The following is a 23,884-nucleotide window of genomic DNA, read 5'->3' as shown; positions in this document are numbered from 1 at the left end:
TTTTTTGTCGGAGGGCGGCAAGAGTGATCTTGACGCCCATTTTCATCGTTTACTCTTCAGTATGAGCCCAAGCTAACGGCGCCCAGCCAAAATTTTCCGGGCCGGAAGTTATGCGGGTGAGCTTTTCTTTAACGACGTTTTTCTTTTTCATTTGATTATCCTTTTTCGTTTTGTTGGTTTTGTGCTCCCTATTGGTCTTGAGGGGGCGAAATAATTAATACAGATTTTTTTGATGTATTAAATAGGTTTCTTGAGGTTTTTTTAGAATTAATGATGCTCGTGAGGTGTCTTATAAGAAGCTCTTGGTTATTTGTGTAAGTAGTAGCTGTAGTCCTCTTCTGAAAATTTAGTTTTTCACCGAATTTGGTTGTGATGGACGATCTTAAATCGTTAAGTTGGTCTATGGGGTTCTTTTTACGGGGAGCCTACATTCAATTGTTAATAAGGGGTTGTGTAGTGCAGGAATCAAAGAAATATCTGACAGAGACGTCCGTACACCAAGCCTTGTTACTGGCTGATCTAACAGAACCCGCTGCACCCGATCACGCCATTCGATTATTACTCAAGGAGGTCCTTCAAGGGTTAACGGATAAAGGCTGGCCACAAGCGCAAGTGCAGACGGGGCCGAGAATTGTCTCCGCTGAAGAAAACTACGGATTGCTTGGTTATGACCCATCTGAGATTACGCTTGGAAGTGCACACACACGATGGGTTGACGAGTGGTCTCTGTTACGGACGCAAACCACTAGCCAAATTCCGTCTGCGCTTCAGCGAGCGGCCAAGCTACGACAACCGGGGCAGTCAATATTATTGGCCGCGCCTGGTATCACTTTTCGTCGCGATAGCCGGGATCGTTGGCATTGTGCGCAGCCGCATCAGATGGATATCTGGGTGCTCGGTGATCCTGAATTGTCGACGCATGAGCATTTGCTTTGCCTGGTCGGCGATATCCTCAAATCCGCCGTGCCTGATATGCCTTGGATCTACAGTGATAGTCCGCATCACTACACTGAGGGCGGGATCGAAGTAAATCTGTTGAATGACGGCGTCCCTGTAGAGGTTCTGGAGTGCGGTCGAATTGCCAAATCATTATTGGAGCGACTGAAGATCGATCCTTTGCGTCATGGAGGACTGGCGCTGGGAATGGGATTGGATCGCTTGACCATGCTGCGCAAAGGCATTCCGGATATTCGTTTGCTGCGTGATCAGAACGAACGAGTACAGGCACAGATGCATGATCTGAATCCGTGGAGCGCTGTCTCTCGGTTGCCTTCGATTACTCGTGATATTTCGTTAGCGGTAACGCCGGGGCTGAGCGAGGAAGTGTTGACTGAAAGGATGTTGCAGGCAGCTGGCGATTGTTCAGATTGGATCGAGGAAATGCAGATCAAAGGGCGCTGGACGTTCACAGAACTGCCTCTGCAGGCCATTGATCGCCTCGGATTGCTGCCGGGGCAGGAGAATGTGCTACTACGTGTTGTACTGCGTGATTGTTCGCGATCAATCACCACTGCTGAGGCGAATGCCTTGTATTCGAAAATTCAGGTGGCACTCCATGAAGGTGCACCGGGGGCGGGTTACAGGATGGATTCCCCCAATATTTAACTGGCCTCTTCGCGAGCAGGCCCACAGGATCTGGAAAGAGTACATGCCAGAAATCCAGTGTGTGCGAGCCTGCTCGCCGCACCGTCGCTCCCACAGTTTTTTGTGGTGTCTTCTTTACCTCAATCATCTCCTTCCGGCGCAATCATCCGGGTCTTCGGCGAGCCGTTCGAGTTGTGCTGATAGATGGTCTGCGGCTGCCCCAGGTCATTAAAGAACACCTGCCCGATCCCCGCCGAGTTCCAAAGCCGCTCACCCGCTTCAGCATGCACAGGAACATGCGGCACGATGCGCATGCGTCGCCGTTTGGTCAGCCAGTTCAGCGGCGAGCGTGGTGAGTACAGCCAACGATTGAGGCGGTCGAACCACTCGAGCAGGGTGGCGGGGAATTCGTTCTTGATGCCGCTGCTGGTGATCTGCCAGATGCGCGGCCCGGCCTTGCGATGGCGGATCAGCACTTCGTAGACGAAGGAATAGTGCACATCCCCCGACAGCACCACGTAGTTACCCGGTGTGCGCGAGTGGCGGAAAATGTTCAGGATCACCTGCGCCGCACCGCGATGGGCCATCCAGTTTTCCGCGTCCACCAGCAGTGGATAACCGCACCAGCTGAATACCCGCTGCACGGTTTCAATCAGTTTGACGCCGAAGATCGGCGCCGGCGAAACGATGATTGCACTCGGGTGGTCCAGCAGTTCCTGTTGCAGTTCGCTCAGGGCTTCCCAGTCGAGCAAACCGGAAGGCTGCTTGAGGTTCATCTCGCTGCGCCAGCGTCGGGTGCGGGTGTCGATCACCACCACGGCCGGGGTGGTGGGCAGCACGTAATGCCAGTGTTGAAACTTCAGCAGATCATCGATCAAGTCATCCTGAACGGTGCTGTCGAGGTGATCGTGTGTGCTGGCGCTCAACGCGCCGGCCTTTTCCAGCAGGGCACCGAACGCATCCGGATTGTTGCCCCAGCCCTGGCACAACATGTACGCCAGCAGCGCGTTGCCGATGATGCGCCGGGAGAACGGATGGCCGTAGGCCGTTTCCTCCCATTGCGCGGAAAGGTTCCAGTCATCGGTGATGTCGTGGTCATCGAAAATCATCAGCGTCGGCAGATGCGCCATGGCCCGTGCGACGTTGCCAAGGCCTGCCTTGAAGGCATCGATGCGCGTCTGTTCAAGGGCGTAGCGCTTGAGCCTTTCTGGCGTCAGTGTCGGTGCCTGGGGCGCGATCAAGGTCCAGGGCGTTGGCGACCAGACCAGCAAATACATGGCCATGACTTCGGCGAAGGTCACCAAGTGATTGTCGGCACTGCTGCTGGTGAAAATCGGCTTGCGCGCACCGCCGAAAAAACGCTCGCGCAGGGTTTCATTGCTTTGCAGCGCCGGTAGCAGATCGGCACGGTGGTAGTAACTGGCTGGATGCTCGTAGAGCCTGGCGCTGTCGCTGACCACGGCGCCTTCGAGCTGTTCCCCGAACAGGCCCAGACGCTCGATCAAGGCGTGAATCGCCCGCAACATCGGCCCCGCCACATCGTCGGCGTAGACCTGATCGCCCGTCATCATCAGCAGTGCCGGGCGGTCCTTGGCGTCGTGCTTTTGCGCCAGCAACCGGTCGACGCAGAGCAAACCGTCAACGGCCGGGTGATGAGGCTTGCGGCAAGAGCCGTGCAGCAACTGGTCGACCCGTGCGCGCAGGACGAAGTTCGGGCATCGGGCATCGCCGTACAGCAAATGCGGCGCCCAGTCGGCGATGCCTTTCTCTGTGCCATCGATCAGCAGGTCATAGTCGATCGACTCGTCCCAGGGCAGGGCGCAATCGAGCTGCACATCGATCAAGTGCACATAGGCATGAGCCCCCACTGCAATCACCGCGCATTGCCCGGCATCCAGACGGATATCGCCGACGCCCTGCAAGCGCAAGGTCAGCGCCAGCGCCCGGGAACCCACCAGCCACAGCACCAGTCGCGTGGGCTCCAGGCGCCGCAACAGCGGGCCGGCCAGGACCGGGGGCAAGGCTTGGTAATCGTCGAGCAGTGGCAGGGTGTCAGACATCCAGGTTCAAGACTCTTGGGGTATCGAGGCGGGCGATGATAGCGCAGGTGGCGGCGGGGCCGTCTGGGACGATCCCGTTTCTGCCTGTCACCAAATGAAAAGCCATTGTCGTCTGATGAGAAGCGTCCCGACAGGCCTCGACCTACAGTCCAATCAACGCAATTCGATGCAACACGCCCATATTGCAGATTGGAGAATAAGAAAAATGGCTAAAGCCGTACGCTTCTACGAAACCGGTGGTCCCGAAGTCCTGCGTTATGAGGACGTCGAAGTCGGCGAACCCGGTCCCGGCCAGGTTCGGCTTCGTCATGTGGCAGTTGGCCTGAACTATGCCGACACCTATTTCCGTAACGGTACCTATGCGATTCCACTGCCCAACGGCATGGGCGTCGAGGCCTCTGGCGTAGTCCAGGCGGTTGGTGAAGGGGTCACCAATGTCGAGGTCGGTGATCGCGTCACCTACACCGGTTTTCTCAACACCCTCGGCGCCTACAGCACCGAGCGCCTGATCCCGGCCGCGCCGCTGATCAAGCTGCCGGAAACCATCAGCTTCGAGACCGCCGCCGCGATGACCATGCGTGGCCTGACGTCCTCGTACCTGATGCGCCGCATCTACGACTTCAAGGTTGGCGACAGCATTCTGCTGCACGCCGCCGCCGGCGGTGTCGGTCTGATCGTTTCGCAGTGGGCCAAACTGCTGGGCTTGAACGTGATCGGCACGGTGTCGACCGAGCAAAAGGCGGAAATCGCCCGGGCTCACGGTTGCGACCATACGATCAATTACAGCCATGAAGACGTCGCCGCTCGCGTTCGCGAATTGACCGACGGCGTGGGCGTCAACGTGGTGTTCGACAGCGTCGGCAAGAACACCTTCATGGGTTCGCTGGATTCGTTGAAACCCCGTGGCCTGATGGTCTGCGTGGGTACTGCGTCCGGCCCGATCCCGGCGTTCGACCCGGTGATGCTGGCGATGAAAGGCTCGCTGTTCCTGACCCGTCCGGCCCTGGCCAACTACATCAGCGACCCTGCGGAAAAAGCCGCCCTGGCTGGCGAACTGTTCGACCATGTCGGCAGCGGCCGGATCAAGATCGAGATCAACCAGCACTACGCGTTGCAGGACGCCGTGCAGGCTCATCGCGACCTTGAATCGCGCAAGACTACCGGCTCTTCGATTTTCGTCGTTTAAGGAGCGGCCAGCCATGAAAGTCGAACAATTGACCTGCTCCATCGGCGCCGAACTGATCGGCGTCAACCTGGCCGACGCAGTCCATGACGACGGCCTGTTTGCCGAGATCCGTGCCCAGTTACTCAAGCACCGCGTGGTGTTCCTGCGTGATCAGGACATCACCCGCGCCGAGCATGTGGCCTTCGCCCGTCGCTTCGGCGAACTGGAAGATCACCCGGTGGCGGGCAGCGATCCGGAGCATCCCGGCCTGGTACAAATCTACAAGCGTCCGGACCAGCCGGCGGACCGCTACGAAAACTCCTGGCACAGCGACGCCACCTGGCGCGAGGCGCCGCCGATGGGCTGCGTGCTGCGTTGCGTGGAGTGCCCGCCGGTGGGCGGCGACACGATGTGGGCCAACATGGTCGAGGCTTACGCGCGTTTGCCCGAAGACGTGAAGGTGAAGATTGCCGACCTGCGTGCGCGCCACAGCATCGAAGCCAGTTTTGGTGCGGCCATGCCGATCGAAAAACGCCTGGCACTCAGGGAGAGGTTTCCGGATGCCGAGCATCCGGTGGTGCGCACACACCCGGAAACCGGCGAGAAGGTGCTGTTCGTCAACGCCTTCACCACCCACATCAGCAACTACCACACCCCTGAGCGGGTGCGCTTCGGCCAGGACGCCAACCCCGGCGCAAGCGAGTTGCTGCGCTACCTGATCAGCCAGGCGTACATCCCCGAGTATCAGGTGCGCTGGCGCTGGAAGCCCAACAGCATCGCCATCTGGGACAACCGCAGTACCCAGCATTACGCCGTCATGGATTACCCGCCGTGCCATCGCAAGATGGATCGCGCCGGGATCATCGGCGACAAGACGTTCTGATCGAACGCCATCTGCATTCGCACTCGCTGCATTCGCACTCGTAAACACGTCTGCCCGGCACGACCCCGGGTGGACGGGACAATCATAAGAACTGGAGTAGACCATGCAATTCTTCGACGATTCCCTGCACCCGGAAAACATGGAAAAGGTGGTCATCACCGTGGCCCCGTACGGCCCGGAGTGGATGCCGGAAGATTTCCCGGAAGACATCCCGCTGACCATGGATGAGCAAGTCCAGAAAGCGGTCGATTGCTATGAAGCCGGCGCCACCGTGCTGCACCTGCATGTGCGCGAACTGGACGGCAAGGGTTCCAAGCGTCTGTCGAAGTTCAACGAGCTGATCGCCGGTGTGCGTGAAGCCGTGCCGGACATGATCATCCAGGTCGGCGGCTCGATCTCCTTCGCCCCGGAAAGCGATGGCGAAGCGGCCAAGTGGCTGTCCGACGACACCCGCCACATGCTGGCCGAGCTGACGCCGAAACCGGATCAGGTCACGGTCGCGATCAACACCACGCAAATGAACATCATGGAGCTGCTGTATCCGGAGTACCTGGAAGGCACCTCCCTGGCCAACCCGATGATCCAGGCGGCCTACAGCGAAATGACCGTGCCGGCAGGCCCGGCCTGGGTTGCCGAGCACCTCAAGCGCCTGATGGACAACGGCATCCAGCCACACTTCCAGCTGACCGGCATGCACGCCCTGGAAACCCTCGAGCGTCTGGTGCGCAGGGGCGTCTACAAAGGTCCGTTGAACCTGACCTGGATCGGCATCGGCGGCGGTTTCGATGGTCCGAATCCGTTCAACTTCTTCAACTTCCTCCACCGCGCGCCGGACGGTTCTACTGTGACCTCCGAATCGCTGCTCAAGAACGTCATGCCGTTCAACACCATGTCGATGGCCATGGGCATGCACCCGCGTGTGGGCAATGAAGACACTATCATTGATCACAAGGGCGATCGTTTCGGCTCGGTTGCACAGATCCGGCAAACCGTGCGCATTGCCCATGAACTGGGCCGTGAAATCGCCACCGGCAAAGAAGCCCGCGAGATCTACCGCATCGGCGTGCAGTACGAAACCATCGAAGAAACCCTGTTGGCCAACGGCATGGCCCCCAACCGCAAGGCTGGGCAGAAAGGCGTGCCGCAACGCGGCTGACCGAGGGTCGGGACGAGAGGCCGTGACCTCTCGTCCGCCTGACCGTTACACGCTTGATAACAAAAATAAAACAAAGCTCTTGAGGAGGCTGCATGGCCTTTCACCCAATCGCCGCTGACGATGACGACTCCGGCGGAGTCGGCATTGCGCGCCAATATGCCTGGATCGTCTTTGCCTTGACGTTCGGCCTGTTGATTTCCGATTACATGTCGCGTCAGGTGCTGAACGCGGTATTCCCGCTGCTCAAGACTGAGTGGGCGTTGAGCGACGGTCAGCTCGGTCTGCTCAGTGGCATCGTTGCCCTGATGGTCGGCCTGCTGACGTTTCCCCTGTCGTTGATGGCGGACCGTTTCGGCCGGGTCAAGAGCCTGGCGCTGATGGCTTTTCTGTGGAGCGTGGCGACCCTGGGTTGCGCGTTGGCTCAGGACTACCAGCAGATGTTCATTGCGCGATTCATGGTCGGCGTCGGCGAAGCCGCCTACGGCAGCGTGGGCATCGCCGTGGTGATCTCGGTGTTCCCCAAACACATGCGCGCCACCCTGGCCAGCGCCTTCATGGCTGGCGGCATGTTCGGCTCGGTGTTGGGCATGGCTTTGGGCGGTGCGATTGCCGCCAAGCTGGGCTGGCGCTGGTCGTTCGCCGGCATGTCGCTGTTTGGCCTGTTTCTGGCGGTGCTTTACCCGCTCATCGTCAAGGAGGCGCGCATTGCGCCACAACGTGCCGCGCAGATTGCGAACAAGACGGCCGCCGCGGTCAAGCGTCCGCTGCGCACGCTGTGGTCCAGCCGTTCGGTGGTAGCGACCTACGTCGCCAGCGGCTTGCAGTTGTTCGTCGGCGGTACGGTGATGGTGTGGATTCCCAGCTACCTCAATCGCTACTACGACATGCCCACCGACAAGGCTGGCGGCATGGCGGCGATCATCGTGTTGTGCAGCGGCGCGGGGATGATCCTGTGCGGCATGCTCAGCGACCGCCTGTGTCGCAACTCGCCGGAGCGCAAGGTCAGCCTGGCCATTGGTTTTTGCCTGGGCAGTTGCCTGCTGCTGTCGGCAGCGTTCGCATTGTCGGCAGGGCCTGTGCAACTGGCGCTGATCTGTCTGGGCATGGCGATTGCCACCGGCACCACCGGCCCCGCCGGTGCGATGGTTGCCAACCTGACCCATTACTCCGTCCACGGTACGGCGTTCGCCACGCTGACCCTGGCCAATAACCTGCTGGGGCTGGCACCGGGGCCGTTCCTGACTGGCCGTGTGTCCGACCTCATCGGCCTGCATGCCGCTTTCCAATTAGTGCCACTGGTCAGCCTCGCGGCGGCAGCGGTGTTCTTCTATGCCAAGTGTCATTACCAAAAAGATATCGCCCGGCTTGAGGGTCAGAGCGTGCCTGAGCCCTTCAGTGCAGCCGGGATAGAGGTGAAGTTGTGAGTCGTCGTTTACGTATTGATGTGTTTTTCGATTTTATCTGCCCCTGGTGCCTGATCGGCAAACGCCAACTGGAGCATGCGCAGGTGCAGTTTCGCAGTCGCCACCCGGATGTGCAGATCACCACGACGTGGCACGGGGTGCAGTTGCTGCCGCAGCTGCCGGTACAAGGTGAACCCTTCGCCGATTTCTATCGCAAGCGCCTGGGCGATGCGGACGCAGTGGCCATGCGTCAGGCCCAGGTCCGGCAGGCTGCGGCGGCAGTCGGGTTGGCTATCGATTTCAGCCGCATCGCGACCATGCCCAACACCGCAGACGCTCATCGTTTGTTCGAGCGTGTCGGTGCGCTGGGCAATGCTGTCCAGAGTGACGTCTTGCTTGAGCGCCTGTTCGCGGCATATTTCCAGAAGGGCGAAGATCTCGGTTGCCGTGAGATCTTGCTCGCCATTGCCCGCTCCTGCGGCATTGAAGTGGGGGCCGTGGCCGATTGCCTGAATGGCGACGCCTCTCCATTTGAAGGCTTTTCCGGAGCGAGCAGTGGCGTACCGGGTTTTCAGTTCGACCGCCGCATGACGGTGGTGGGCGCACAGCCTGCCGAGACATTGCTGGCAGCCATGAGCCAGGCACTGAAAGAAAGTGATCGCGAGCGGCAACCGACATGACCCGGCGCATTCCCGTACCAGCCGGCAAACACCCACAGGCCGGTGGCCGGGCGCTGTTCGAATTCGAAGACAAAAGCCTGGCGTTGTTCAACGTCGACGGGCAGCTGTTTGCCATCGACGACAGCTGCCCGCATCAGGGCGCCTCGCTGTGTGGCGGGCGCCTTGAGGGCCGGGTGATTCAATGCTGCGCCCATGGCCTGCGCTTCGATTTGCGCAGCGGCTACATGCTCAATTCCACCCAGGTCAAAGTCACCAAATACCCGGTCGAGAGCATCGACGGCCAGGCGTTTATCGTTATCGCATCCGAGGAGTCCGCGTCATGAGCGCCATTGCTCTCACCCGTATCCACAGTCGCACGCGCGAACTGGCACCAGGGTTTATCGTCAGTCTGATCGTGGCGGCCGCCGCGTCGTTCCTGTCCGAGCACTACGGTGCGCCGGTCATGCTGTTTGCCTTGCTGCTGGGCATGGCCCTGAACTTTCTCGCCGATGACGGCCCGTGCAAGGCCGGCATCGAGTTCACCGCGCGCACGGTGTTGCGCATTGGCGTGGCGCTGCTGGGCATGCGCATCACCCTGGAGCAAATGGCGGCGCTGGGCTGGAAGCCGATAGCCCTGGTGGTGATTCTGGTGGTGGTGACCATCAGTGTTTCGGTGGTTGCGGCCAAGGCCCTGGGTTTCCAGCGCCTGTTCGGCATGCTCACCGGCGGCGCCACGGCCATCTGCGGCGCTTCGGCGGCACTGGCGCTGGCGGCGGCGCTGCCAAACCATCCACAGAAAGAGCGGGCGACACTGTTCACCGTCATCGGCGTGTCGGCGCTGTCGACTCTGGCGATGATCGTCTACCCGATGATCGCCAACTGGCTGGAGTTGTCGCCGCAAGTCGCGGGCGTATTCCTCGGCGCCACGATCCACGACGTGGCCCAAGTGGTTGGCGCCGGCTACAGCATGTCGACCGAGACCGGCGACACGGCCACGGTGGTCAAGCTGATGCGCGTTGCCATGCTGCTGCCGGTGATCGTCACCGCCGCGATGATCACCCGCATGCAGGGCGCTGACCCGACCGGCAAGCGCCCGCCGCTGTTGCCGTGGTTCGCGGTCGGCTTTCTGATTCTGGCCTGCATCAACAGCACCGGCTGGATAGCGCCTGCGGTGCAGGGATCGGTCAACGAACTGTCGCGTTGGTGCCTGGTGATTTCCATCAGTGCCCTGGGCATGAAGACCCGGCTCAAGGAGCTGGCGGCGGTCGGGATCAAGCCGATTCTGCTGATGGTCGGGGAGACGGTGTTCCTGGTCGTGCTGGTGCTGTTGTTGCTGCGCTGGGGGCTCTAGTCTTCAGCCAGACACAAAACCTGTGGGAGCGAGCTTGCTCGCTCCCACAGGGATAGTGTTCCAACTTCGCGCATTCTGGGCATGAAGACCCGGCTCAAGGAGCTGGCGGTGGTCGGGATCAAGCCGATTCTGCTGATGGTCGGGGAGACGGTGTTCCTGGTCGTGCTGGTGCTGTTGTTGCTGCGCTGGGGGCTCTAGTCTTCAGCCAGACACAAAACCTGTGGGAGCGAGCTTGCTCGCGATAGCGGTTTCACATTCAACACTCATGGCGGCTGACACACCGCCATCGCGAGCAAGCTCGCTCCCACAGGGATAGTGTTCCAACTTCGCGCATTCTGGGCATGAAGACCCGGCTCAAGGAGCTGGCGGCGGTCGGGATCAAGCCGATTCTGCTGATGGTCGGGGAGACGGTGTTCCTGGTCGTGCTGGTGCTGTTGTTGCTGCGCTGGGGCTTCTAATCGTCAGGTTGATACAAAACCTGTGGGAGCGAGCTTGCTCGCGATAGCGGTTTCACATTCAACACTCATGGCGGCTGACACACCGCCATCGCGAGCAAGCTCGCTCCCACAGGGATAGTGTTCCAACTTCGCGCATTCTGGGTATGAAGACCTGGCTCAAGGAGCTGGCGGCGGTCGGGATCAAGCCGATTCTGCTGATGGTCGGGGAGACGGTGTTCCTGGTCGTGCTGGTGCTGTTGTTGCTGTGCTGGGGGCTCTGAACGCGTCACCCTCTATACGTTTTATGGCAGGACCACACGGCGTTGACTCCTCATGCCGTGGGGTTCTCGACCGGTGTCACAAACACCGGTCTTTCGCGGCGACTGTACCAGCAGTCGCCGTTTTTTTTTGCGCTGTCGATTCAGAGTTCTTTAGGGCCAGCGAGGGGTTTGGCGGTGGTTTGTTTTTGCGCCCGCCACGTCGCCGGCGGCATACCAAACTGGCTGATAAACCACCGCGTAAACGAACTCGCCATCGAGTAGCCGAGCATGTCGGCAATGCGACTCAGCGAGTAGTTGGGGTTGTCCAAATAACGCAGCACCAGGTCGCGGCGCACGTCGTTGATCACGTCGTTGAAGGCGCAGCCGTCGTCCTTGAGGCGGCGTTGCAGGGTGCGCACGTTCATGCCCTGGCTTTGGGCGACCTGTTCGATGGTGGCGCGCCCCATGGGCAGCAGCAGGTAGATGGCCTTGCGCACCTCGAACAGCATCGAGGCGCCTTCGTGGTTCTGCAGCGAATCGAGGTAGCTCTGGGCGTAGCGGGCCATGGCCGGGTCGGCGTTGGGGTTGGTCATGTCGAGGCTGACGTCCGGGCAGACGATGCCGTTGAACTCGCTGCCGAACTCCAGGTTGCAGCCGAACAGGCGGCGATGCAGGTGCAGGTTGTCCGGTGGCTGGTGCATGAAGTTGACGCTGTAGGGGTGCCAGTGTGAGCCGAGCAATGCCGAGCACAGCCGGAACATCACACCGATGGCCAGCTCTGTGGCCTGGCGGCTGGGCATCGGCGTTTCGGTGACCACCTCTTCGCGAATGATCACCATCTTGCCGGCCTCTTCAATGAAGATCGCCAGCGAGTCATTCATCAGGTGCCGGTAATCCACCACGACCTGCAAGGCATCGCGCAGGGTGCGCTGGTGGCTGAGCAGCAGGCTGACCACGCCGAAGTCCGAGAGCTGGCGCGATTCGGCCATGCTCAGGCCGAAGGTCTGGCAACCGCTGGCAGCGGCCGAGTCTTCCAGCAACCGCACGGCGGCATCGATCTGGATACGGTGTTCAGGGGCTTGCAGTTGGGCCCTGCTCAGGCCGACAGCGGCCAGCACGTCGCGCGGGTTGAAACCCAGGTACTGGGTGACCTCCAGGTAGTTGGTCAAGACAGCGGCGCGAACAAGCTTGGTCATGCGAAAGTCTTCCCTGGGCCTATGGCGATTGGCGTGAGCGTGGCGACTATATCCAGCGCATCAACAGTTGAACAGTTGTCATGTCGTTGATGGATTTCATGCTGTCCGGTCACCCATCCTCTACGCTGCAGGGAGCCATCAGCGCTCATCCGTTGATTACAGTGACCTTGCGCCAACCTGGGGGATTTTTCGACCAGTGGTCGCGCTGTCCTGCTGTCCGACAATTTGTCATCAAAAGAAAAGTGCCTGACGTCCAATGTAAAGCGCTGCGGGTGGGCGCTCTTTAATGTCGACACTACAAAAAGCCCCTGGCGAAAACAGCCAGTCGAGTTATCGAGAAAGCGAAGGTGTTGACCGTGGACAAACTGCAAACTGCCGCCACCATTCTGATCGTTCCGGGTCTGCGCGAGCACGTGGCCGAACATTGGCAAACATTGCTTGCAGCCAGGCTGGGCAAAGTGCGCAGTGTTGCGCCGCTGGAGACCGACAAACTCGATTGCATGGCCCGTGTGCGGGCGATTCAACACGAACTCGAACAGATCGACGGCCCCGTGATTCTGGTGGCCCACAGCGCCGGCGTGCTGATGGTCGCGCACTGGGCGGCGCACTACAGCCGACCGATCAAGGGCGCTTTGCTGGCCGCGCCACCGGACCTCGATGCGGTCTGGCCGGCAAACTATCCTTCTTCCGAAACCCTGCGTAGCCAGGGCTGGAATCCTCTACCACAAGGCCCGCTGCCATTTCGCAGCGTCGTGGCCGCAAGCACCAACGATCACCTTGCCAGCCTTCCTGCAGTCACCCGCATGGCAGAAGGCTGGGGCGCCGAATTGCTCGATCTGGGCGATGTCGGCCATCTCAATCCGGCCGCAGGATTTGGCCATTGGCCGCAGGCCGAAGCACTCATCCTGGAGCTGGACCGCTAGTACAAGGAGCTGGACTGGCAGTACGCCAACCGGCATTTGCCCTCATTCCTTAAACGCAAACCCATCGATGTTTGCGCGGGGGCGGCTGCGCTTAAAACAAATACAAAAAGGCGGAGACAACGCAATGCACAACAATAAGAGTCACGGCTTCACCGCTCCACGCTACACCTTGTTGGCCTCAGCCATTCTCGCGGCAACCCTACCGGTGGCCCATGCGGCCGAGATCGAGACGGGGAATCCGGACTGGAACGTACGCGTGGATAACACCATCAAGTACAACTACGGCGTGCGCACCGAAAGCGCCGACAAACGCATGTTGGCAACGCCGAACAACAACGACGGCGATTACAACTTCCGCAAGGCCGGCACCAACATCACCAACCGTATCGACCTGTTGACCGAAATGGACGTGGTCTACAAGAACGCCATGGGTTTTCGCGTCAGCGCCGCCAGCTGGTACGACAAGGCCTATGACAATACCGGTTCCAATTCCAACCCGTTCGTCAATGGCAACGATGCGCGTTCGGGCCTGATCGCCAACGACCCGCGCCTGGCCGGGGTCACCCATGACAACGTTGGCAACGGCAGCCCGCACCTGAGCAATTATGCCCAGCGCTACTACAGCGGTCCTTCGGGCGAAATCCTCGATGCCTTCGTGTTCTACAGCACCGAAGTGGGCGAGGAGTCGATGTTCAGCGTCAAGGCCGGTCAGCACAACGTGTTCTGGGGCGAGACCATTCTCAACCCGGTGCACTCGGTCAGCTACGGCCAGTCCGGCCTCGACCTGGCCAAGCTTGCCGCGTCGCCGGGTACCGAGGCCAAGGAACTGTTCGTTCCGCGTAACCAGTTGTCGATGACGTTCACCGTCAATCCGGAATTGACCGTGGGTGCCCAGTACTTCCTCGATTGGGACGCCGCGCGTCTGCCGGAAGCCGGTACTTATTACGGTGGTTCCGACCTGGTCGGCTTTGGTGCGCAATCGTTCCTGCTCGGCAACACCAACGCCGTGGTGCCTGGCAGTCCGCTGGGTTGTGGCCTGGCGCCGTGCAACGCGTTGACCAACGTGCGTCGCGGCCATGACCTGACACCGGGCAGCAGCGGCGACTGGGGCGTCATGGCCAAGTGGTCGCCGGCCTGGCTGGATGGCACCCTCGGCGTCTACTACCGCGAGACTTCGGAAATCTTGCCGCAAGCCTGGCTGGACGCCAGGGGCATTACCTCGGCCAACCCCAACGGCACTCGGCCGGCAGGGCAAGTGCCTGCGGTGATCAACACCCTCAATTCGCTGGACACCGCCACCTATCAGATGGCCTATGCCGACAACATCAAGATCGTCGGCCTGAGCCTGTCCAAGGACGTGGGCGGGATCAGTGTCGGTTCGGACCTGAACATCCGTCACAACATGCCGCTGGCCAGTATCCCGGCGATCGTCAGTACCCGCAGCCCGCTGGGTCTGGGGCAAGGGCTTGGTCTGCTGCCTGCACGTACCGACGCCACCGGTGTGGTCTACGACACCCCGAGCCGCGGCGACAGCATGAGCGCCACCGGTGACACCTTGCACTGGACGCTCAACGGTCTGATGACCCTGCCGAAAACGCCGGTGTTCGATCAGGCAACCGTGCTTGCCGAGCTGTACTACAGCAACCTGCTCAAGCTCGATAGCAAGAACGAAGCGCTCTACAAGGGCAAGGACAGCTATCGCGGCATCGACGCGCCGACCCGGGACAACTGGGGTCTGGCAGTCAACTTCACACCGACCTGGTACCAGGTATTCCCGGGTGTCGACCTCAACGCGCCGATGTCGGTCAACGTCGGTCTCGCCGGCGTGTCACCGGTCTCCGGTGGCGGTGCCAAGGACACCGGCAACTATGCCGTGGGCGTCGGTGCCGTTGTGTACAACAAATACTTCGTTGACCTGAAGTACGTGGACTCCTTCGGCAAAACCGAAAAATGCAACGTCAGCGGTGTGAGTACCGGCCCGAACGGTGGTGACGGCTCCACGCCTAACGCCTTTAGCGGCAACGAGAACTACGCCTGTTTCGCCGGTGGCTACTCGTCCTTCTCCGGAGGTGGTGCCACGACTGAGGACCGTGGCGCCGTGTACCTGACGATGAAAACAACATTCTGATTCACCACTGATTTGCTCAATGCAAGCAGGAGAATAACAAGATGAAATTTGTAAAAACCGTGTTGGCCGCTTCGCTGGCCATGGTCCTTGCCGCCCAGGCACAGGCCGCTGTTTCAACCCAGGAAGCTGCCAAGCTGGGCACCAGCCTGACCCTGGTGGGCGCTGAAAAAGCCGGGAACGCTGATGGTTCCATCCCTGCCTACAACGGTGGCCTGACCACGCCGCCGGCCAGCTTCAAAGCCGGTGACAGCATGCGCCCGGATCCGTTTGCCAGCGAGAAGCCGCTGCTGGTGATCGACGGCAAGAACGTCGATCAGTACAAGGGCCTGCTCAGCGCAACCACCGTTGAACTGGCCAAGCGCTTCCCGACTTTCCATGTCGACGTTTTCCCGACTCACCGTACCGTTTCGCTGCCACAAGCCATTCTGGATAACGGCGTGAAGAACGCCAGCGGCGCCAAGTCCCTGGAAGGTGGCCTGGCCATCGACAACGTCCTGCCAGGCATACCGTTCCCGATTCCGCAGTCGGGCAACGAAGCGATGTGGAACTTCCTGTTGCGCTACCAAGGCGTCAGCATCAGCTCCAAGTACGACTCCTGGAACGTCGACTCGGCCGGCGTGGCGAGCCTGGCGACCACCGGGCAAGCGAACATCTCCTACCCGATCTATGAAAACCTCTCGCAGCCGATCAGCAGCGCCGACGTGTACTACCAGATGAAGCTGGCATACACCGGCCCAGCGCGCCGCGCCGGTGAGGCGATCATGCTCAAGGACGCCGCCAACCCGTTGCAGCAACCGCGTCGCGCTTGGCAGTACTTGCCGGGGCAGCGTCGAGTGAAACTGGCGCCGAGCTTGGCCTACGACACGCCAAACCCTGGTACCGCCGGTGCGGGCACCTACGATGACGTGTTCGTGTTCAATGGTGCACTGGATCGCTACGACTGGAAACTGGTCGGCAAGCAGGAAATGATCGTGCCCTACAACACCTACAAGCTGACCTACGTGCAGGATCCTAAGTCGCTGACCACTGCCAATCACCTGTCACCGGACTTCGTACGCTGGGAAAAACACCGCGTGTGGGTCGTTGAGGGCAACCTCAAGGCCGGTGCCCGTCACATCTACGCCAAGCGCCGCTTCTACCTCGACGAAGACAGCTGGACCGCTTTGGCCTCGGATCAATATGACGCCCGTGGTCAGCTTTATCGTGGTTCCTTCGCCTTCTTGAGCCAGAGCTACGACAAGCAGGTTCCGGATTCGACGCCCTTCATGATCTACGACCTGGTCGGCGGTTCGTACAACATCAACGGTGTGGTCGGCCCGTACGGCGGCATCAAATACATCGACCCGCTCTCCAAGGCCCAGTGGTCCTCGGAATCCCTGGCCGGCGCCGGCATTCGCTAAGCCAACTGCAAAAACGCGCTGGCACGATCCGGTGCGTTGTTGTAGGAGCGAGCTTGCTCGCGATGAACCAGAGGGCGACGCGGGCATCCAGACAGCACGCGTCATCGTTCACGACCATCGCGAGCAAGCTCGCTCCTACAGTGGCATGAGCTGCACGGCGCGAGGTGTGGCGCGGTTTTCCGAAGAGGACGCAGTATGTGTTCGTATAAAAATAATATTTTGCGGGTGGCGTTTGGTGTCGTGCTCGGCCTGTCGCAGGGCATCACCCATGCGGCCGATTACGTCGATGTGCTGGACCTGCCTGCCAGGGTCAGTGCCTTGGCGATCAACAGTCCGTTGTCCGGCATGGCCCGCGCCGGCGGGCGCGTGATTGCCGTCGGCCAGCGTGGCCATATTCTGTTTTCCGATGATTCGGGAAACCACTGGCAACAGGCCGCCGTACCGGCCAGTGCCGATCTCACTGCGGTGAATTTTCCGACCACCACCCAAGGCTGGGCGGTGGGTAATGATGGCGTGGTGCTGCACAGCAGCGACGCCGGCGCGACCTGGCACAAGCAGCTCGACGGTCGTCAGATCGGCGCCTTGCTGGTCAAGCATTACACGGCGCTGGCCAGCGCCGAACCGGGCAATGAGCAATGGCCGCTGCTGGTCACCGAGGGCCAGAAGCTAGTCGATCAGGGCGCGGACAAACCGCTGCTCGACGTCTGGTTCGCCAACGACAAAACCGGCTATGTGGTCGGTGTATTCAACCTGATCCTGCGCACTGACGACGGTGGCCTGACCTGGACGCCATTCCAGGACCGCACCGACAACCCCCAGGGTTTCCACCTCAACGCCATCGCCTCCACCGGCGACAGTCTGTACATCGCGGGCGAGCAAGGCCTGCTGCTCAAATGGGACGACAGCGCCCAACGCTTCAATGCCGTGCCGACGCCTTATCAAGGCAGCTTCTTCGGTGTACTCGGCAAGCCAGGCGAAGTGCTGATCTACGGCCTGCGCGGCAACGTGCTGCGCAGCACCGACGGCGGCCAGAGCTGGACCCCACTGGACAGCGGCCTGCACGTCAGCATCACCGCGGGCCTGATCGATGCCCGTGGCAACTATCGCTTGTTCACCCAGGGCGGGCAGATGCTGGTCAGCCAAGGGACGGGCGCGCAGTTGCATCTGGTGCGGCAACCGGCACCGACCCCGGTCGCCGGTGCCACCCAGTCCGCCGCTGGCGCGTTGGTGGTAGCGGGCAGCCGTGGTGCCCGGACGCTGTCCGCCGATCCAGCCCTCGAACCCTAAGAGCGAGAACCCAGACATGGGCAATATCAAACAAGACGCCATGCCGGTGATCCGCGAACTGCGGGATTTCGACCAGCGCTCCGGCAACCTCCTCGAGCGGCTGGTGTTCAACTACCGTCCGCTGTTCATGTTGCTGATGGCGCTCGCCACCGTGGTGCTGGGCTTCATGGCCGTGACTCGCCTGGAGCTGCGCCCAAGCTTCGAAAAAATGATTCCCCAGAGCCAGCCCTACATCCAGAACTTCCTGGAAAACCGCGCTTCGCTGCGCGGCCTGGGCAATTCGGTGCGGGTAGTGGTCGAGAACACCCAGGGCGATATTTTCGATCCGCAATACCTCGACGTGCTCAAGCAGGTCAACGACCAGCTGTTCCTCACCGAAGGCGTCGACCGCGCGTGGATGAAGTCGCTGTGGAGCCCGGCGGTGCGCTGGACTGAAGTCACCGAGGACGGTTTCCAGGGTGGCCCGGTGATGCCCGACAGTTATCAGGGCTCGCCCTCCGACATTGAACAGTTGCGCCAGAACATCTCCCGCGCCGGTCTGGTGGGCAGCCTGGTGGCCAGCGACTTCAAGTCGACCATGCTGATCGTGCCGCTGATGGACAAAGCCGCCGCCGGTGGTCAACGCATCAACTACCACGCTTTCTCGCAGATGCTCGAAGAGCAGTTGCGCGACAAGATCGAATACGCCGGCGACAGCGCTGCGCGTAAATCCGGGGTCGAAGGCACCGGCCATTACAAGGTGCGGGTGATCGGCTTCGCCAAGCTCATGGGCGACCTGATCGACGGCCTGATCCAGGTGATGATGTTCTTCGGCCTGGCCGTGGTCACTTCGCTGATCATCATTTACGGCTACACCCGTTGCGTGCGCAGCACTCTGCTGGTGGTCGGCTGCTCGCTGATCGCGGTGGTCTGGCAACTGGGTATTGTCGCCTGGCTCGGCTACGCCATCGATCCGTACTCGGTGCTGGTGCCGTTCCTGATCTTCGCCATCGGCGTGTCCCACGCCGCGCAGAAGATGAACGGCATCATGCAGGACATCGCCCGTGGCACCCATAAACTGATCGCTGCGCGCTACACCTTCCGCCGTCTGTTCATCGCCGGTGTCACCGCGCTGCTGGCCGACGCTGTGGGCTTCGCCGTGCTGATGCTGATCGATATCCCGGTGATCCAGGATCTGGCGATCACTGCCAGCATCGGCGTCGCAGTGCTGATCTTCACCTCGCTGCTGTTGATGCCGGTGGCACTGTCCTATGTCGGTGTGGGCGCGAAAGCCGCCGAGCGTGCGCTGAAAATCGACAACCGCGCAGAGAAGCACAAAGGCTCCGGCAGACTGTGGGACGCGCTCGATCGCTTCACCACCGCCAAGTGGGCCACGGGCGCAGTAGTGGTCGCGGTGTTGATGGGCATTGGCGGTTACATGGTCAGCCAGAACCTGAAAATCGGCGACCTCGACAGCGGGGCGCCGGAGCTGCGCGCCGACTCGCGCTACAACCGCGACAACGCCTACATCACCCAGCATTACGCGCTGTCCAGCGACCTGTTCGCGGTGATGATCAAGACCGCGCCGGAAGGCTGCCTGAACTACAAGACCTTGGTCCTCGCCGACCGCCTGGCCTGGGAACTGCAACAGTATCCGGGCGTGCAGGCGACCGCGTCCTTGGTCAACGCGGTACGCCAGATCACCGCCGGCACCTACGAAGGCAACCCCAAGCTCAACAGCATCCAGCGCAACCAGGACGTGCTGAACTACGCCGCGCAACAAGCCTCGGTCAACTCCCCGGAGCTGTTCAACACCGACTGCTCGCTGATGCCGGTGATCACCTTTCTCAAGGATCACAAGGCCGAAACCCTGGACGCGGTGGTGGCGATTGCCGACAAGTTCGCCAAGGAAAACAGCACCGCGGATCGCCAGTTCCTGCTCGCCGCCGGCACCGCCGGTATTGAAGCCGCAACCAACATAGTGGTCCGCGAAGCCAACCGCACCATGCTGCTTTACGTCTACGCGGCGGTGACGCTGTTCTGCCTGATCACCTTCCGCAGCTGGCGCGCCACGCTGGTGGCGCTGTTGCCGCTGGTGCTGACCTCGATCCTCTGCGAAGCCTTGATGGTGGCCATGGGTATCGGTGTGAAAGTCGCGACCCTGCCGGTGATCGCCCTCGGCGTGGGCATCGGCGTGGACTACGCCTTGTACCTGCTCAGCGTGCAACTGCACTTCCAGCGTCAGGGCTTGCCATTGTCCCAGGCCTACCGCAACGCCGTGTCGTTCACCGGCCGGGTGGTCGGGCTGGTGGGCATCACCCTCGCCGCCGGCGTGGTGTGCTGGGTCTGGTCGCCGATCAAGTTCCAGGCCGACATGGGCATCCTGCTGACCTTCATGTTCCTGTGGAACATGCTCGGCGCGCTGATCCTGATTCCGGCCCTGTCCTGGTTCCTGCTGCGCGAACGGGCACCGCAGCCCGGTTCTGTCGCGGCAACCGAAAACGCTGAATCCACTGAACGTCCCGGCATGCCCCATGCCGTGACCACTTCCGAGTAAGCCAAGATGTCTGATTACAAAGCTCCCCTGCGCGACATGCGCTTCGTACTCAACGAGGTTTTCCAGGTGTCCCGGCTCTGGGCACAATTGCCCGGCCTGGCCGACGTGATCGATGAAGAGACCGCCGCCGCCATCCTTGAAGAGGCCGGCAAGATCAGCGCCGAAGTGATCGCGCCACTGAACCGCGCCAGCGACGAACAGGGCTGCACCTGGAACGACGGCGCGGTCACCGCCCCGGACGGTTTTGCCCAGGCCTATCAAGCCTTCGCCGAAGGCGGTTGGGTGGGTGTCGGCGGTGATCCGCAGTACGGCGGCATGGGCATGCCCAAGGCGATTTCGGCGCAGGTCGAAGAGATGGTCAACTCGGCCAGCCTGTCGTTCGGCCTGTACCCGATGCTGACCGCCGGCGCCTGCCTGTCGATCAAGGCCCACGCCAGCGAAGAACTGAAAGCGGCTTACTTGCCGAACATGTACGCCGGCACCTGGACCGGTTCGATGTGCCTGACCGAAGCCCATTCCGGTACCGACCTCGGCCTGATCCGCACCAAGGCCGAACCCCAGGCCGATGGCAGTTACAAGGTCAGCGGCAGCAAGATTTTCATCACCGGTGGCGAGCACGACCTGACCGAAAACATCATCCATCTGGTGCTGGCGCGACTGCCGGATGCACCGGCCGGGCCGAAAGGCATCTCGCTGTTCCTGGTGCCGAAAGTGCTGGTCAACGCTGACGGTTCGCTGGGTGAAAACAACGCGCTGTCCTGCGGCTCCATCGAACACAAGATGGGCATCAAGGCCTCCGCCACCTGCGTGATGAACTTCGACGGCGCCACCGGCTGGATCGTCGACGCACCGAACAAAGGCCTGGCGGCCATGTTCACCATGATGAACTACGAACGTCTGGGCGTGGGCATACAAGGCTTGGCACAGGGCGAGCGTTCGTACCAGAACGCCGTCGCCTACGCCCGTGACCGCCTGCAAAGCCGTGCACCGACCGGCGCGCAGCACAAGGACAAAGCGGCCGACCCGATCATCGTGCACCCGGACGTGCGCCGCATGCTGCTGACCATGAAAGCCTTGAACGAAGGCGGCCGTGCGTTCTCCAGCTACGTGGCCCTGCAACTGGACATCGCCAAGTACAGCGAAGACGCACCGACACGCCAGCGCGCGCAGGATCTGGTATCGCTGCTGACCCCGGTGGCCAAGGCATTTCTCACTGACATGGGCCTGGAGACCACCCTCCACGGCCAGCAGGTCTTCGGCGGCCACGGCTACATCCGTGAGTGGGGCCAGGAGCAACTGGTGCGGGACGTGCGCATTACCCAGATCTACGAAGGCACCAACGGCATCCAGTCGCTGGACCTGGCCGGGCGCAAGATCGTCGGCAGCGGCGGGGCGCTCTACCGTTTGTTCGCTTCGGAAATCCGCAACTTCACCGCCACTGCCTGCGCGGACCTCGGCGAGTTCACCCAGCCGCTGAACGCCGCCGTCGACACCCTCGACGACCTGACCGCGTGGCTGCTGGACCGGGCACAAAACAACCCGAACGAAATCGGCGCGGCCTCGGTCGAGTACCTGCACGTGTTCGGCTACACCGCGTACGCCTACATGTGGGCGCGCATGGCCAAGGCCGTCATGAGCGGGGATGCCGAGGACGATTTCTACACCAGCAAACTGGCCACCGCGCGTTTCTATTTCGCCCGGTTGCTGCCGCGTATCCACTCGTTGAGCGCATCGGCCAAGGCCGGCAGCGACTGCCTCTACGAGCTGCAAGCCGATCAGTTCTGATCGAAAGGACAAGGAACCTTAATCATGATGGCGACAAAAATAATTCCGCCCGCCGACGGCGCCTATGCCTATCCCTTGCTGATCAAGCAATTGCTGCTGTCCGGCGTGCGCTACGAGCTGGGCCGGGAAATCGTCTACGCCGACAAGCTGCGCTACAGCTACCAGACGCTCAACCAGCGCATCCGCCGCCTGGCCAATGCGCTGACGGCGGCCGGGGTCAAGGCCGGTGACACCGTGGCCCTGCTCGACTGGGACAGCCACCGTTACCTGGAGTGTTTCTTCGCCGTGCCGATGATCGGCGCGGTGCTGCACACCGTGAACATTCGCCTGTCGCCGGAGCAGGTGCTGTTCACCATGAACCACGCCGAGGATGACCTGGTGCTGGTGCATGATGATTTCCTGCCCCTGGTCGAGCAGATCCACGGACGGCTGGAAACCGTAAAAGGTTACCTGCAGCTCACCGATGACGAGGCGACCACGACCTCGCTGCCGGTGCTGGGCGAGTACGAGCACCTGCTGTCCCTGGCCCCGGACCAGTACGATTTTCCCGATTTCGACGAGAACTCGGTCGCCACGCTGTTCTACACCACCGGCACCACCGGCGACCCGAAAGGCGTGTACTTCAGCCACCGGCAACTGGTGCTGCACACCCTGAATGCCGTCGGCACCCTGGGCGTCTATCAGGGCCAGCCGCTGCTGCGTTCCGACGATGTGTACATGCCGATCACGCCGATGTTCCACGTGCATGCGTGGGGTGTGCCGTATGTCGCGACCCTGATGGGCATCAAGCAGGTGTATCCCGGCCGCTACGAACCCAACAGCCTGGTCAAGTTGTACCGCGAAGAGAAGGTGACGTTCTCCCACTGCGTGCCGACCATTTTGCAGATGATCCTCAATTGCGAGGAAGGCAAGGCGACCCGTTTCGATGGCTGGAAAATGCTCCTGGGCGGCAGTGCGCTGACCCTCGGCGTTGCCAGCGAGGCCAATGCCAAAGGCATGGTGGTGCATGCCGGCTACGGCATGTCGGAAACCTGCCCGCTGCTGTGCCTGACGTACCTGCGCGATGAAGACCGCCAACTGTCCGCCGAGGCCCAACTGCCGACGCGCATCAAGACCGGCACGCCGGTGCCGATGGTCGACCTGAAGATCATCGACGCCGAGGGCAATGACGTGGCCCATGATGGCGAGTCCCTGGGCGAGATCGTGGTGCGCGCGCCGTGGCTGACCCAGGGCTATCTGAAAGCCCCGGACAAAGGCGCGGAGCTGTGGCACAACGGCTGGCTGCACACCGGCGACATGGCCTCGATCGACCCACTGGGCGGCGTGGAAATCAAGGACCGCATCAAAGACGTGATCAAGACCGGCGGCGAATGGATCAGCTCCCTGGAACTGGAAAGCCTGATCAGCGAACACCCGGGCGTCATGTCCGTGGCCGTGGTGGGCATCGTCGATGAACAGTGGGGCGAACGCCCGATGGCCATGGTCGTCTGCGAGCCGGGGCAATACCTTGACCGCAAGATTCTGGAGGTTCATTTGCAAGCCTTCGTCGACGGCGGGCGCATCAACAAATGGGCGATCCCCAAGCAGTTCAAGTTCGTGACCGAAATCCCCAAGACCAGCGTCGGCAAGATCAACAAGAAGCTGATCCGGGAAACTGAAGCGAACTGAGGG

The 23,884-nt window shown here is 61.2% G+C and carries 17 protein-coding genes and 2 pseudogenes; 17 read left to right on the top strand and 2 right to left on the bottom strand.

From position 1 onward, the window contains the following. The first annotated feature begins 456 nt into the window (after positions 1–456). The gene (gene srmL, locus AC1DKH_RS08585; RefSeq protein ID WP_477798047.1) at positions 457–1,605 is read left to right on the top strand and encodes a PheS-related mystery ligase SrmL; all 1,149 of its coding nucleotides are present in this window, start codon (positions 457–459) and stop codon (positions 1,603–1,605) included. Between the two features lie 119 nt (positions 1,606–1,724). Here srmL and AC1DKH_RS08580 read toward each other — a convergent pair whose 3' ends face one another. Beyond that, positions 1,725–3,644 carry an alkaline phosphatase D family protein gene (locus AC1DKH_RS08580; protein WP_477797949.1) on the bottom strand — a complete coding sequence of 640 codons (1,920 nt, stop codon included), beginning with the start codon at positions 3,642–3,644 and terminating at the stop codon, positions 1,725–1,727. A gap of 205 nt (positions 3,645–3,849) precedes the next feature. Between AC1DKH_RS08580 and AC1DKH_RS08575 the strand changes: the two genes are divergently transcribed. From AC1DKH_RS08575 to AC1DKH_RS08535, 9 genes and pseudogenes are all read left to right on the top strand, one after another. Continuing rightward, positions 3,850–4,830 (top strand): quinone oxidoreductase family protein, encoded by a 981-nt coding sequence (locus AC1DKH_RS08575; protein ID WP_477797948.1) that lies wholly within the window; start codon positions 3,850–3,852, stop codon positions 4,828–4,830. Between the two features lie 13 nt (positions 4,831–4,843). Then, on the top strand, positions 4,844–5,692 hold the full coding sequence (locus tag AC1DKH_RS08570) for a TauD/TfdA dioxygenase family protein (RefSeq protein ID WP_477797947.1): 849 nt from the start codon (positions 4,844–4,846) through the stop codon (positions 5,690–5,692). A gap of 103 nt (positions 5,693–5,795) precedes the next feature. After that, positions 5,796–6,848: a beta-keto acid cleavage family enzyme gene (locus tag AC1DKH_RS08565; RefSeq protein WP_477753533.1), complete on the top strand. Its 1,053-nt coding sequence runs from the start codon at positions 5,796–5,798 to the stop codon at positions 6,846–6,848. Positions 6,849–6,940: 92 nt separating this feature from the next. Next, complete coding sequence (locus tag AC1DKH_RS08560) at positions 6,941–8,272, top strand: MFS transporter (protein ID WP_477797946.1); 1,332 nt, start codon at positions 6,941–6,943, stop codon at positions 8,270–8,272. Next, positions 8,269–8,931, top strand: a complete 663-nt coding sequence (locus tag AC1DKH_RS08555) for a DsbA family oxidoreductase (protein ID WP_477797945.1) — start codon at positions 8,269–8,271, stop codon at positions 8,929–8,931. Before AC1DKH_RS08560 ends, AC1DKH_RS08555 begins: the two co-directional genes overlap by 4 nt. Further along, positions 8,928–9,254: a Rieske (2Fe-2S) protein gene (locus AC1DKH_RS08550; protein ID WP_477797944.1), complete on the top strand. Its 327-nt coding sequence runs from the start codon at positions 8,928–8,930 to the stop codon at positions 9,252–9,254. The genes AC1DKH_RS08555 and AC1DKH_RS08550 overlap by 4 nt, the downstream gene beginning before the upstream one ends. After that, complete coding sequence (locus AC1DKH_RS08545; RefSeq protein ID WP_477797943.1) at positions 9,251–10,261, top strand: YeiH family protein; 1,011 nt, start codon at positions 9,251–9,253, stop codon at positions 10,259–10,261. The genes AC1DKH_RS08550 and AC1DKH_RS08545 overlap by 4 nt, the downstream gene beginning before the upstream one ends. A gap of 75 nt (positions 10,262–10,336) precedes the next feature. Beyond that, a pseudogene (locus AC1DKH_RS08540) lies at positions 10,337–10,459 on the top strand (putative sulfate exporter family transporter); the annotation flags it as partial. A 137-nt stretch (positions 10,460–10,596) separates the two neighbouring features. Continuing rightward, a pseudogene (locus AC1DKH_RS08535) lies at positions 10,597–10,719 on the top strand (putative sulfate exporter family transporter); the annotation flags it as partial. 400 nt (positions 10,720–11,119) lie between these two features. Here AC1DKH_RS08535 and AC1DKH_RS08530 read toward each other — a convergent pair. Beyond that, positions 11,120–12,154, bottom strand: coding sequence for an AraC family transcriptional regulator (locus AC1DKH_RS08530; RefSeq protein ID WP_477756064.1), 1,035 nt, complete (start codon positions 12,152–12,154; stop codon positions 11,120–11,122). A 356-nt stretch (positions 12,155–12,510) separates the two neighbouring features. Between AC1DKH_RS08530 and AC1DKH_RS08525 the strand changes: the two genes are divergently transcribed. The 7 genes from AC1DKH_RS08525 to AC1DKH_RS08495 all read left to right on the top strand — a co-directional run bounded on the left by AC1DKH_RS08525 (position 12,511) and on the right by AC1DKH_RS08495 (position 23,881). Further along, a complete protein-coding gene (locus AC1DKH_RS08525; protein WP_477756065.1) occupies positions 12,511–13,077 on the top strand; it encodes an RBBP9/YdeN family alpha/beta hydrolase in 567 nt (188 codons plus the stop codon). Positions 13,078–13,201: 124 nt separating this feature from the next. Next, positions 13,202–15,205: a DUF1302 domain-containing protein gene (locus tag AC1DKH_RS08520; protein WP_477756066.1), complete on the top strand. Its 2,004-nt coding sequence runs from the start codon at positions 13,202–13,204 to the stop codon at positions 15,203–15,205. A 41-nt stretch (positions 15,206–15,246) separates the two neighbouring features. Next, positions 15,247–16,605, top strand: coding sequence for a DUF1329 domain-containing protein (locus AC1DKH_RS08515; RefSeq protein WP_477756067.1), 1,359 nt, complete (start codon positions 15,247–15,249; stop codon positions 16,603–16,605). Between the two features lie 195 nt (positions 16,606–16,800). After that, a complete protein-coding gene (locus AC1DKH_RS08510; protein WP_477797942.1) occupies positions 16,801–17,892 on the top strand; it encodes a WD40/YVTN/BNR-like repeat-containing protein in 1,092 nt (363 codons plus the stop codon). Between the two features lie 16 nt (positions 17,893–17,908). Continuing rightward, positions 17,909–20,428, top strand: coding sequence for an efflux RND transporter permease subunit (locus AC1DKH_RS08505; protein WP_477797941.1), 2,520 nt, complete (start codon positions 17,909–17,911; stop codon positions 20,426–20,428). A 6-nt stretch (positions 20,429–20,434) separates the two neighbouring features. Then, entirely contained in the window at positions 20,435–22,213 is a 1,779-nt protein-coding gene (locus AC1DKH_RS08500; RefSeq protein WP_477797940.1) for an acyl-CoA dehydrogenase C-terminal domain-containing protein, read from the top strand. Positions 22,214–22,237: 24 nt separating this feature from the next. Continuing rightward, positions 22,238–23,881, top strand: coding sequence for a fatty acid--CoA ligase (locus AC1DKH_RS08495; protein WP_477797939.1), 1,644 nt, complete (start codon positions 22,238–22,240; stop codon positions 23,879–23,881). Positions 23,882–23,884: the final 3 nt, after the last annotated feature.

Source organism: Pseudomonas sp. 05L36, assembly GCF_056398125.1.
This window is presented reverse-complemented; position numbering and strand designations above follow the sequence as displayed.